Annotated in this window: 10 protein-coding genes; 5 read left to right on the top strand and 5 right to left on the bottom strand. The window is 72.3% G+C overall.

Features of this window, described 5'->3' with window-relative positions; all coding sequences use genetic code 11:
* Window positions 1–18 precede the first annotated feature (18 nt).
* Window positions 19–819 (top strand): hypothetical protein, encoded by an 801-nt coding sequence (locus ACSHV8_RS29975; protein ID WP_436521042.1) that lies wholly within the window; start codon window positions 19–21, stop codon window positions 817–819.
* Entirely contained in the window at window positions 816–1247 is a 432-nt protein-coding gene (locus ACSHV8_RS29980; RefSeq protein ID WP_436521044.1) for a GntR family transcriptional regulator, read from the top strand. The genes ACSHV8_RS29975 and ACSHV8_RS29980 overlap by 4 nt, the downstream gene beginning before the upstream one ends.
* Here the strand turns inward: ACSHV8_RS29980 and ACSHV8_RS29985 are convergent.
* Window positions 1227–3506, bottom strand: a complete 2280-nt coding sequence (locus ACSHV8_RS29985; protein ID WP_436521046.1) for a putative bifunctional diguanylate cyclase/phosphodiesterase — start codon at window positions 3504–3506, stop codon at window positions 1227–1229. The genes ACSHV8_RS29980 and ACSHV8_RS29985 overlap by 21 nt on opposite strands.
* Before the next feature lie 56 nt (window positions 3507–3562).
* Entirely contained in the window at window positions 3563–4666 is a 1104-nt protein-coding gene (locus tag ACSHV8_RS29990; RefSeq protein ID WP_436521048.1) for an acyl-CoA dehydrogenase family protein, read from the bottom strand.
* Between the two features lie 86 nt (window positions 4667–4752).
* On the opposite strand from ACSHV8_RS29990, the gene ACSHV8_RS29995 reads away from it, so the two are divergent.
* Window positions 4753–6177, top strand: a complete 1425-nt coding sequence (locus tag ACSHV8_RS29995) for an aldehyde dehydrogenase family protein (protein ID WP_436521050.1) — start codon at window positions 4753–4755, stop codon at window positions 6175–6177.
* Window positions 6178–6578: 401 nt separating this feature from the next.
* Here the strand turns inward: ACSHV8_RS29995 and ACSHV8_RS30000 are convergent, their stop codons facing one another.
* Window positions 6579–7226, bottom strand: coding sequence for a GntR family transcriptional regulator (locus ACSHV8_RS30000; protein ID WP_436521052.1), 648 nt, complete (start codon window positions 7224–7226; stop codon window positions 6579–6581).
* Window positions 7227–7287: 61 nt separating this feature from the next.
* On the opposite strand from ACSHV8_RS30000, the gene ACSHV8_RS30005 reads away from it, so the two are divergent.
* Window positions 7288–8151 carry an oxygenase MpaB family protein gene (locus tag ACSHV8_RS30005; RefSeq protein ID WP_436521054.1) on the top strand — a complete coding sequence of 288 codons (864 nt, stop codon included), beginning with the start codon at window positions 7288–7290 and terminating at the stop codon, window positions 8149–8151.
* A gap of 91 nt (window positions 8152–8242) precedes the next feature.
* A complete protein-coding gene (locus ACSHV8_RS30010) occupies window positions 8243–9226 on the top strand; it encodes a glycosyltransferase family 2 protein (RefSeq protein ID WP_436521056.1) in 984 nt (327 codons plus the stop codon).
* Here ACSHV8_RS30010 and ACSHV8_RS30015 read toward each other — a convergent pair.
* Window positions 9162–10703: a glycosyltransferase family 2 protein gene (locus tag ACSHV8_RS30015; protein ID WP_436521058.1), complete on the bottom strand. Its 1542-nt coding sequence runs from the start codon at window positions 10701–10703 to the stop codon at window positions 9162–9164. The two genes, ACSHV8_RS30010 and ACSHV8_RS30015, sit on opposite strands and share 65 nt — an antisense overlap.
* Entirely contained in the window at window positions 10700–11959 is a 1260-nt protein-coding gene (locus ACSHV8_RS30020; RefSeq protein WP_436536952.1) for a glycosyltransferase family 4 protein, read from the bottom strand. The genes ACSHV8_RS30015 and ACSHV8_RS30020 overlap by 4 nt, the downstream gene beginning before the upstream one ends.
* Window positions 11960–12060 lie beyond the last annotated feature (101 nt).

Consider the following 12060-nt stretch of genomic DNA (forward strand, 5'->3'; position numbering starts at 1 on the left):
CATGTGATTGATACAAATATGGAGGCGAAGCGTACCCGCGTCTGGCGCCTGGCCGGCCTCGCCGCCGGTCTGGTCGCCGCGGCCGCGCTGGCCGCCGCCCCCGCCGACCGGCTCGGGCTGGGCCTGGCCCTGGCCGCCCCGGCGTTCGCGTTGTGCCTGCTGGCCGGCGTGATCATCGGCGAGCTCACCGCCCTCGGCCCGGCCGGTCCGACCCGGATCGCCGGCCTGAAGGTGCGTAGGGCCGGCGACTACCTGCCGCGCCGGATGACCCGCGGGGTCGCCGCTCTCACGGTTCTGGCCGCGGCCTTCTTCACCACCACGGGCCTGACCGCCGACGCCGACGATCGGGGCCGGGCCGGTCGCGCGTTCACCGTCGCCTGCGGTGACCTGGTCACCAGCGCCTCCCCGTGGCCGGGCCGCTTCTACAGTCTGCCGATCGGCGCTGCGATCCTGCTCGGCCTGGCCGCCGCCGCCTTCGCCCTCCGCGCGGTAATCCGCCGCCCGGCCCTGACCGAAACCGCCCACCGAGCCAACGCCGGAACCCCAGCCGGAACCGGGCCCGGGGTCGGAATCGGCGCCGGGGTCGGCGCCGGAACCGCCGACGACGATCTGCGCCGCACGTCGGCCCGGACGATCACGGCCGCCTGCGGGGTCCTGGTCACCGCCCCGCTGGCCGGCTCGGCCCTGTTCGCGGCCGGTGCCCTCGGCCGGGCCGGCTGCCCGTCCGCGATCTACCCGCTCGCGCACTGGACCGCCCTGGCGCTGGCCGGGCTGACCGTCCTCGCGGCCGGCACGTTCACGGCGCGGACGATCCGGTGACCGCTCAGCTGCGCGTGGACACGACCAGCCCGGTCCCGCCCTACGAGCAGATCCGCGCCCAGTTGGCCCACCTCATCGGCCTCGGCACGTTGCCCGCGCGGGAGCGGCTCCCCCCGGTCCGGCAGCTCGCGGCCGATCTGGGGCTGGCGGTCGGCACGGTCGCCCGCGCCTACCGGGAGTTGGAGCTGACCGGCCTGGTCACGTCCCGCCGGGGCGGCGGTACCCGGGTGGCCGACGTTCCCCGCCCCACCCGGCCGGCCGGTCTGGCCGGGCAGGCGGCCGACTTCGTGGCGGCCGCCCGTCGGGCCGGGGCGAGCGACGATCAGGTGCTCACCGCCGTACGGCAAGCCCTTCTTGAAGGTTTTTCCGGCGTGCCCGAAAGCGATCGGGCCGCGCCGCGGGATGTCTCAAGCGACGCCCGCGGGTGAGCGGTCGGCGGCGCGGAGCTCGACGATGCGGGCCGGCGGGACCGGGCGCGACCAGTAGTACCCCTGGCCGTACTCGTATCCGAGGTTCCGCAGCAGATCCCGCTGCTCGGCCGTCTCGATGCCCTCGGCCACCGACCCGAGTTCGAGTGCCGACGCCATCTGGCTGACCGCGGTCGCGACCGCCGACTGCCGGCCCACCGTGTTGATCGACTCGACGAACGAGCGGTCCAGTTTCAGGGTCGTGACCGGGCAGGTCAGCAGCAGTCCGAGCGACGACGCGGCGGTCCCGAAGTCGTCCAGGGCGAGCTTGACCCCGAGCCCGCGCAGCGCGACGAGGGCCTCGTTGGACTCCTCGTCGTCGAGGACGGCGGTCTCGGTGACCTCGATGCTGAGCGCTTCCGGCGGCAGTTTGTTGACCGCCAGTGCGGCGGCCACGTCGGCGACGAGTTCCGGGTCGCGCAGCTGGCGGCCGGCCACGTTGACGCCGACGGTGAACGCGCCGGGGAATTCCTCGCGCCACCGGGCGGCCTGCCGGCACGCCTCGCGCAGCGCCCACCGGCCGATGGCCACGATCTGCCCGGTCCGTTCGGCGATCGGGATGAACTCGGCCGGCGACACCGTGCCCCGGGTCGGGTGGTTCCAGCGGATGAGCGCTTCGACGCCGGTCATCCGCTCGTCGGCCAGGCGCACGATCGGCTGGTAGACCAGGCTGAACTCGCCCTCCTCGATGGCCGTGTTCATCTCGCGGATGAGGACGGCCTCGGCGCTGATCCGGGAGCCCATCTCCTCGGTGTACGCGACCCACATGCCCTTGCCGCGGCGCTTCGCCTCGTACATCGCGATGTCCGCGTTGCTCAGCAACGTCTGCGGGTCGTCGCCGGATCGGGCCTGGGTGACGCCGACGCTGGCCCGGGTGACGATGGTGTGGTGCTGGATCTCGACCGGCTCGGCCAGGCGGCGCAGGATCTCGGCGCAGACCCGGGCCGCGACCTCGGTACTCGCGCCGGGCAGCAGGACGGCGAACTCGTCGCCGCCGAGACGCGACACCACGTCGTCGTCGCGGACGGCGGCCCGCAACCGCTGGGCGACCTCGACCAGCAGGGTGTCGCCGGACGCGTGACCCATGGTGTCGTTGATCGTCTTGAAGTCGTCCAGGTCGATGAGCAGGACCGCGCCGGCGCCGTCACAGTCGCGCATCAGGCTGTCACGCATCAGCTCACCGAAGTGGGTGCGGTTGGCCAGCCGGGTCAGACCGTCGTAGGACGCGCGGTCACGCAGTTCCTGCATGGCCACGTCGAGGCGGCCGAGCAGCAGGGAGTTGTCGTGGAAGGCGACGAGTTGCCGCCCGGCGACCAGGCACGTGATCACGACGACGCCGACCGTGGCGCCGAGCATCTGGGAGCTGGTCCGGTCCGGGAGCATCATGAAGAAGACGACGAACGTGATGCCGACCATGCCGTACGGAAGAAGGCTGTAGGGTCGTCGCTTGCTCGGCTGATGCGCCTCGCCGGATCGCACGATCACCTGCTGGATCCACGGCCCGAGGGCGATCAGCAGCGACGGCGCGAGGCGGATGGCGAAGACGTACGGATGATCGAGGGTCTGAAAATCGCCGGGCAGGAACGTGGCCACGCCCTGGACCATGGCGGCGCTGACCATCGGCCAGGCGGCGATCCGGCGCATCGGCGGTGACTGGACCAGGGCGACCTTGGTCGCGGAGAACGTCGCGACGAGCACGAGGGCCGCGGTGACGCTGTCGTTGACCCGGTTGACGTCGCCGCCGGAGACCGGGTTGAACGCGAAGCACCAGGCCACGACGCCGCCGCCGACGAGCACGGTGGTCGCGTCGAGCCAGAAGACGAACTTCTCGCGCCGCGTGGTGAGCCCCTGCGGGAAGATCAGGCAGGCGATGACGTTGCTGCTCATGCCGACCGCGAAGAAGATCGTCTGCACGGCCCCGCCGTCCAGCGACGGGACGCCGGGCGCGATGAACGTGTGCAGCGTCTGGAAGCTGTCGCCGACCGTGAAGCACGCCCCGGCGAAGCTGATCATCGTCCAGAAGCGGCGGAACCGCGCGTGCGCGAGCTGCCGCAGACGCCACCCGCCGAGGGCCAGCGCGAAGTCCAGGGGCACCTGCGCCGCCCAGTAGACGCGTGTCTGGTCGCCGGGCCGGCCGTCGAGCACGAAGAACAGGACGTAGGCGAGCACCGTCAGTCCGACCAGCGTGCGCAGGACGGGATCCCGCAGCAGCCTCGTCACATCAACCTCCCCGGTCCAGGGAAACATCGGACCGGGGATCGCCGAATGTAGGGTTTTCAGAGCCCGTACGTCTTCCCGATGATGTCGCGCTGGATCTCGCTGGTCCCGCCGTAGATCGTGGAGACGAGCGTGGCCCGCACGTGGCGTTCCATGTCGTATTCGGTCGCGTAGCCGTACCCGCCCATCATCTGCATCCCGGCCAGCGCGACCTCCTTGGCCAGGGTGGTCGCCTTCAGCTTGGCCATCGAGCTCTCCCGCGCGAGGACCCGCCCGGGCTCGCGGTCGGCCAGCTCGGCCACCCGGTAGACGAGCAGCCGGCAGCATTCCAGCTCGGTGGCCAGGTCGGCGATGCGGTGACGCTGCACCTGGAACGTGCCGATGGCCCGGCCGAACTGCTTGCGCTCCTTGATGTAGGCCAGCGCGTCGTCGAACGCCCGCCGGGCCGTCCCGAGCATCAGCGCGGCCAGGATCAGCCGTTCCAGGTTCAGCCCGGCCATCAGCTGCCGCCACCCCTGGCCGACCGCGCCGACCACCGCGTCGGCCGGCAGCGCGCAGTCGGTGAAGTACAGGTCGTTGACCTCGCGCCCGCCCATCGTGTCGATGCCGCTGACCCGCATCCCCGGGGTGCCGGCCGGGACCAGCAGCATGGTCAGCCCGTCGTGGTCGCCGGGACCGCCCGAGGTCCGGGCGACGAGCAGGATCGCGTCGGCGAAGTGCGCGTTCGAGCACCAGGTCTTCTGCCCGTTGATCACCCAGCCGCCGTCCGGGCCGGGTTCGGCCCGGCAGGTCAGGGCGGCGACGTCGCTGCCGGCCTCCGGCTCGGACATGGCGATCGAGAACGTCCGGCCGCCGGCCAGTCCGCCGCCGACGAGGGTCTGCTGCCACTCGTTGCCGAAGCGCCGGACCGCCCCGGCGACGATGGCCGAGGTGGCGAAACCGCCGATCGGGGCCATCCCGTAGGCCGCCTGCTCCAGGAACAGGCAGGTGTCGACCAGGCTGGACTCGGTCACGCCGAGCCACCCGAGCGCGGCCATCCGTTCGTAGACCGCCTGGTTGTGCGGGCCGTCCCCGCGCTGCTCGCGAGTGCCGGTCTCGCGCTTGCAGAAATCGGTCACGGCCGCCGCGAAGGCGAGCTGTTCCTCGGAGAAATTCAGGCTCATGTCAATCCCTTCCCTGTGATCACCTGGGGATTGACATCGAACGTAACATATCAAATATCAAATCTGGCGAGCCCCGGAGGCACGCAATGACCGACGTCGACAAGGCGGTCGCCCAGGCCCGCGAGGCCGCCGCCTGGTGGTCCGCCCAGCCCGATCGCAAGAGTCACCTGCTGAACTGGAAACGGCACCTGGCCGCGCACTGCGACGACCTGGCCGACGTGATCCGGGCCGAGACCGGCAAACCGCACGGCGACGCCCTGCTCGAGATCATGCTCGCCGTCGAGCACCTGGACTGGGCCGCCCGCAACGCCGGGAAGGTGCTGCGCCGCCGCCGGGTCCGCTCCGGCCTGCTCGCCGCCGACCACGGCGCCGCCCTCGAATATCGGCCGCTCGGCGTCGTCGGCGCGATCGGCCCGTGGAACTATCCGGTCTACACGCCGCTCGGCTCGATCTCGTACGCGCTCGCCGCCGGCAACGCGGTCGTCTTCAAGCCCAGCGAGCACACCCCGAAGACCGGGCTGTGGCTCGCCGAGGCCTGGTCGGTTTCGGTCAGCGGGCCCCCGGTGCTGCAGGTCGTGACCGGCGCCGGGGAGACCGGCGCCGCCCTCTGTCGCTCCGGCGTCGACAAGATCGCGTTCACCGGGTCGGCCGCGACCGCCCGCAAGGTCATGGCCGCCTGCGCCGAGACTCTGACGCCCCTGGTCGTCGAGGGTGGCGGCAAGGACGCCATGATCGTCGCGGCCGACGCCGACCTGGACGCCGCGGCCGAGGCGGCCGCGTTCGGCGGCTTCGGCAACGCCGGCCAGACCTGCGCCGGCGTCGAACGGATCTACGTCGAGCGGGCCGTCTACCCGGCCTTCCTGGCCAAGCTCCAGACCATCGCCGAGCAGCTCGAACCCGGAGATCAGGAGCTTTCCCCGTACGGCCGGATGACCACGCCCGAGCAGCCGGAGATCGTGCGCCGGCACGTCGCCGACGCGGTCGCCCGCGGTGGCCGCGCGGTCGTCGGCGGCGAGGAGTCGGTGCGACCGCCCTACATCAGCCCGATCGTCCTGGCCGAGGTGCCGGAGGACGCCGCCGCGGTCACCGACGAGACGTTCGGCCCATCCGTCGTCGTCAATCCGGTGGACAGCCTGGACGAGGCCGTCGACCGGGCCAACGCCTCCCGCTACGGCCTCGCCGCCTCGGTCTTCTCAGGTGACCGCGCCACCGCGTTGTCCCTGGTCAAACGCCTGCGCGCGGGCGCCGCCTCGGTCAACTCGGTGCTCGGTTTCGCCGCGATCCCGGCCCTGCCGTTCGGCGGCCGGGGCGACTCCGGCTTCGGCCGCATCCACGGCGCCGACGGCCTGCGCGAGTTCAGCCGCGCCCACGCCGTCGCCTGGCGGCGCTTCCCGGCCCCGATGGCCCTGATGACCTTCGACCGCGACCCGGCCGTCCTGGCCCGCGCCCTGCGACTGTTCAAAATCCGCCACGCCCGGGGTCACTCGCGCGGCGCCGAGGCCGGCCGATGAAGATCAAATTCTTTATTGCCCCGGTCCGCCGGGGTACAGATCGTCGCTCCCGCGGGGACCCTTCCGGGCTTCGCAAGGGCCGCGGGCGGCCCAGAACGCAAAGCCCTCCAGGGCGACGTCCGCCGTTGGTCGCGGTCAGAGCAACAAACCCGCCCACCCCCGCAACCGCCCACCCCGGCCCACCCGGGCCACCCCTGACCGAAGTCCCCCACACGCGGCCGGCGCAAGCCGCACGGCCTCCGCGAGGCCGCTGCCACTCGCTCCCCAGCCGCGCGTCACGCCCTCGGCTGGCGCTCACGGCTGCCTCCGGCACCCCGGGACAGCCCTCAGCACCAGCCGGGGCCTGGACCGCGTCGCGGCCCGGACCACAGCGGACGCCGCGGGGCGGGACAGGGCGGGGGTCAGGGCCAGATGTCGAGGTCGCGGAGGTGTTTGACCAGCAGGTCGGCGCCGTCGGTGAAGTGGCGGGTCATCGACTCGCGGGCCGCGGTCGGATCCTTGGCGGCGAACGCGGCCAGCACCGCCTCGTGCTCGGCCCGCATGGCGTCGCGCCAGCCGGCGTCGGCCGCGTAGAACCGGGCCGGCGTGTACCGGGTCGCCACGTGCAGGAACCAGCTCAGCTTCCGGGCCTGCGCCATCACGTTGACGGTACGGTGAAACGCATACTCCAACCGCTCGATCTCGTCCACCTTGCGGGTCCGCGCGGCCCGCTGCAACGCCCGGTCGGCCAGCGTCAACTCGTCCCGCTGCGCGTCGGTGATCCGCTCGGCCAGCCGGGCCGCCAGCTCCCCGGCGATGTCGCCCTGCAGCCGGAACAGGTCGATCACGTCCTGCTCGGACAGTGGCGCGACCACGTACCCCTTGCGCGGCTCCAGCTCCACCATGTCCTCGCCGCGCAGGGTCAGCAGCGCCTCCCGGACCGGGGTGATGCTCACGCCGAGCTGGGCGGCGACCTCTTCGAGGCGGATCCGCGCGCCGGGACGCAACTCGCCGGACATGATCCGGCCGCGCAGCGTCGCGGCCACCTCGTCGGACAGTTGCGGCCGCATGGGAGCCACGCTATCAACGTCAGGGGAGCGAGATCGCTCCGGCCAGGGAGATGATCGACCGATGTCGAGCCGACGCTACGAGTTGCGGGACCGGATCGCCGGCCTCGACCCGGAACGCGACCACCTGGAGATCTATCAGCTGTCGGCGGGCCGGGACTTCCCCTGGGACTACACCCGGGCGCTGGAGTTCGCGCTGTTCCGGACGTACTGCGTGCCGAGCATCTCGGCGCTGCTGGCCGCGACCGGCGAGTTCCGGGACCGCCCGCAGAAGCGTTACGACGACACGTCCCTGCTGATGGCCGAGATCGCCGCGCACGGCTACGACTCGCCGCGCGGCCGGGAGGCGCTGAAGACGATCAACCGGGTGCACGGGCGGTTCTCGATCAGCAACGACGACATGCTGTACGTGTTGTCGACCTTCGTCCACGAGCCGATCGGCTGGCTCGACCGGTTCGGCTGGCGGCCGTTGCACGAGCACGAGCGGCTGGCCGCGTTCCACTACTACCGCGAGGTCGGCCGGCGCATGGGGATCCGCGACATCCCGGCCGGGTACGAGGAGTTCGCGCGGTTCAAGCAGGAGTACGAGGCGCGGCACTTCGTCTTCACCGAGACGAACCGGCAGGTCGGCGAGTACACGGTCGGGCTGTTCGCGGCCTGGTTCCCCGGGTTCCTGCGACCGGCCGTACGCCTGGGTGTGCGCGCGATGCTGGACGAGCCGATGCTGCGGGCGTTCGGCTTCACGCCGGCGCCGCGCTGGGTCGGGGCGGCCGGCGAGCTCGGGTTGCGCGTGCGGGCGTTCGCGCTGCGGTTCTTCCCGCCCCGCCGTACGTCGGTCCTGGGGATCTCCACCGGGAACCGCACGTATCCCGGATACCCGGAGGGTTATCGGCCCTCGGATCTCGGCGCGAAAGCGCCGCCCGCCTGAACGTCACCTGTTCGGGGAGGTCAGGGCCGGTTCCGGCGCGGCCCCGGCCGGTTTCACGTCTTCGTCGCCCGCGACGCCTACTGTTCGCCTGATGGGGCTCGAACCAGACGTCAGCGTAGTGATCCCGACCCGTTTCCGGCCCGATCTGGTGACCCGCGCGGTGTCCAGCGCTCTCGCGCAGACGCACACCTCGCTGGAGGTGATCGTGGTGGTGGACGGCCCGGACGACGCCACCGTCGAGGCACTCACCGGGCTCGGCGACGAACGGGTCCGCGTGGTGGTGCTGCCCGAGCGCGGCGGTGCGCCGAACGCCCGCAACGCCGGGGTCGGGGCCGCGGCCGGGACGTGGACGGCGTTTCTCGACGACGACGACGAGTGGCTGCCCCGGAAGCTGGCCGTGCAGCTGGCGCTCGCGGCCCGGGCCGGTGTGACGACGCCGGTCATCGCCAGCCGCCTGATCAGCCGCAGCCCGCGGGCCGACGCGATCCTGCCGCGCCGGCTGCCCGCGCCGGGCGAGCCGATCAGTGAGTACCTGACCGTGCGCCGGGGCCTGTTCTACGGCGACGGCTTCATCCAGACCTCGACGATCCTGGCGCCGACCGAGCTGTTCCGGCGGGTGCCGTTCACCGTCGGCCTGCGCCGCCAGCAGGAGCTGGACTGGACGCTGCGGGCCACCCGGCACGACGGTGTCGCGCTCTGTTTCGCCCCCGAGCCCCTGGTCCTGTGGCATCAGGACGAGGACCGGGAGCGGATCAGCCTGGAGATGCCGTGGCGCGAGCAGCTGGAGTGGCTGCGGGCGAGCCGGTCGCTGTTCACCCCGCGGGCCTACGCGGCGTTCGCGATGAGCGTGCTCGGCTCGATGGCGGCGACCACCCGCAGCTTCGCGGTGTTCCGCGAGGTGCTGGCCGAGGCGCGCCGCAACGGCCGCCCCGGGATCGTCGACTACCTGACCTACCTGCAGATCTGGGCGCTGCCGCCGGCCCTGCGGCACCGGCTGCGGGACGCGGTCCTCAACCGGCGGTCCGCTTCAGCACCGACGGGCGCGGCAGCCGGGACAGCACCCGCCGGGCGGTGAGCGGCACCACCGAGATCATCAGGCGGCCGGACTCGTCGACGGTCGGGGCGATCGCGAAGATGCGGCCGCCCCGGCGCCGGACCAGCGGGCGCGGCATCCGGGCGCGGGCCGCGCGGACCGCCGCCGCCCCGGCCGCGCCGGTCGCGGTCTGCGCGCCGAGCGCGTGCGCCGGGTCGAACGCCCCGGGCTGGGCCGACACGGCCCGCCGCTGGCCGGAGTCGCCGCTGTGGGCCAGCACCTCGGCCACGTCGAGCCGGATCAGCACGTCGGACTCCCGGACGGCGACCGTGGCCGGGATCTCCTCGGCGCTCACGCTGCCCGGCCGGCCGCCGGTCGCGGTGATCACCAGGTGGTCGCCGGCCCAGGCGAACGAGGTCGCGTCGAGCTTGGCGTCCCAGTCCGGGACGTCGGTGACGTCGAAGCACACGTCGGGCAGCGTGCCGAAGCCCGGGTAGGCGGCGTAGCGGCGGCCGTCGCGCTCCACGGTCGGCGGCACGCCCGCCTCGGCGTCCTGCCGGATGACCGCGAGCAGGTCGTCGAGCTTCCCGTGCCGGGCCACGGCCAGGCGGATCCGGGTCTCCGGGCCGAGCCGCTCAGCGATCCAGTCGGTCAGGTACGCCTCGGCGAGCCGTCCCACCGTCGCGTGCAGCTGCTCCTGGGTCGGCCGGTCGAGACGCAGCACGTCGTCCTCGAGCAGGCGCGCGACCTCGTGGTCGAATCGGTGGACCATGACCGCGTCGCGCCGGGGTCCGGCCTCGATCAGGCCGGCCACGAACGTGACGATCTTGTCGACGGTCTCGATGCGCAGGCCGTGGCGGCTGAGGTACGTGATGTTGGTGGCGCTGAAACGACGTACGGCAAAGTAGTAATCGTAATCGGCGAGCACCGAGATCTTCCGGGCGTGATAGCACGCCGCGAGCGTGAAGGGCAGGTCACTGCCGATCCGCATGTCCTCGGGGTATCGAATCCGGTGCTCCTCCAGCAGCTCGCGCCGGAACAGCTTGGTGTTGGCCAGCGAGCGCGGCAGCGGCGAGTCGAACAGGTCCACGTCCGGGTCGCTCTTGGCGTAGATGTCCTGGTAGATGTGCCGGCTGTTGACACCGACGACGCGTCCGAGCACGACGTCGGACCCGTTCTCGTCGGCCGCGGCGACCATCCGCTTCAGGGCCTCGGGCCCGAGCAGGTCGTCGGCGCCGATGAAGAACACGTACCGGCCGGTCGCCGCCTCGATGCCCCGGTTGAACGGCCCGGCCGGACCACCCGAGTTCTCCTGATGGATGACGGTGAACAGCCCCGGGTGGCGGCGCGCGAAGCGGTCCAGCTCGGCGCCGCTGCGGTCGGTGGAGCCGTCGTCGACCGCGACGATCTGCATCCGGTCCGCCCCGATGGTCTGCCGGACCAGCGAGTTCAAGCACTCGGTCAGGTACGGCATCGTGTTGTAGACGGCCACCACCACGGTGACGTCGGGGCTGGTCATGAGGTGGTCAGCTCCTGATAGAGGGTGTTCAGGCGGTCCGCCTGCGCTTCCCACGCCCAGCCGGGCAGCGGGCTGTCCGGCCCGTCGTACACCGCCCGGTAGCGCTTCGGGTCAGCGAGGATAGCGCGTACGGCCCGGGCCAGGTCGGCCGCGTCACGGGCCCGGAACACCTCGCCCTGCCCGGTGGCGCGGACCGCCTCGGCCATCGCCCGGACGTCGCTCACCACGATCGGGAGCCGCGCGTGCGAGTACTCGAAGAACTTCGTGATCAGCGCGATCTCGTGGTTCGGCCAGTGGTGGATCGGGATGACCCCGACGTCGGCCGGCTGCAGGAACCGGAACACCTGCTCGGCCGGGACGTAGGGGACAGCGTGCACGTTCCCCCGCAGGAGGGCCTGGATGTGCGGCGCCGACGGATCCTGCACGACCAGGGCCAGGTGCACCCCGGGCAGCGACGGCAGCGCCTCCACGATCGTGTCCAGGCCGCGCTGCGGGCTGGACGACCCGCTGTAGACCAGCAGCGGCGTGTCCGGCCCGATCCCGCACAGCTCGCGCAGGTCGGGCACGTCCTCGTCGCCGGCCGCGGCGGGCGCGTTGAGCACCACGCCCGGCTTGCGGGCCAGGTTGTGCTCCTTCTGCAGCAGATCGGCGAGCGCGTCCGAGACGGTGACGACCGCATCCGCGTACGGCACGTACTCGCGCTCGTAGGCCAGATGCGCCGGCAGCCAGCGGGCGTTGTCGCGCCGCGGCCGGGCCCCCGGCAGGAACTCGTGGGCGTCCCAGACCAGCTTGACCGTGCGCCCGGCCTCGGCCGCGCGCTGCTTGGCCCGCGCGCCGACGCCCAGCATCCGGAAGTCGTGCGCATGGATCAGATCGGGCCGCAGCTCGTCGATGACCTTGCCGAACGCCCGCTCGTAGTTCCACAACCCGGGCTCCAGGCGCCGCCAGGCGCGGTCGCCCTCCTTGCCCAGCCAGTAGTGGACCTGCGCGCGCTCGACCGGCCGGCGCGCCTTGCGGGCCAGCGCGAGCGGCAGCCCGCCGCGCTCGACCAGCCGGCGTTTGAGCCCGGCCCCGCCGCCCGGCGATCCACCGCCGCCCATGGGCAGCAGACGCACCTCGGCGTCCCCTATCCGCCACTTCTGCTCGGTATTGTCGGGCGAGCAGCCCAGCAGGGTTACGTTCCAACCGGCTTCGGCCGCCGACCGCGCGGTCTTCTGGACCCGCGAATCACCGTGCACACCGTTGTCGACGAGCATGACAACCTTCATGATGGCGCGAGTGTACGGTCACCCCTACCCTCGGAGATCATCAAGGGCCCCCGTGCTACCGCTGGACATGACCTGTTCACTCTCTCGCC

Origin of the sequence: Actinoplanes sp. HUAS TT8 (genome assembly GCF_051380535.1) — a bacterium.
GTDB lineage: Bacteria > Actinomycetota > Actinomycetes > Mycobacteriales > Micromonosporaceae > Actinoplanes.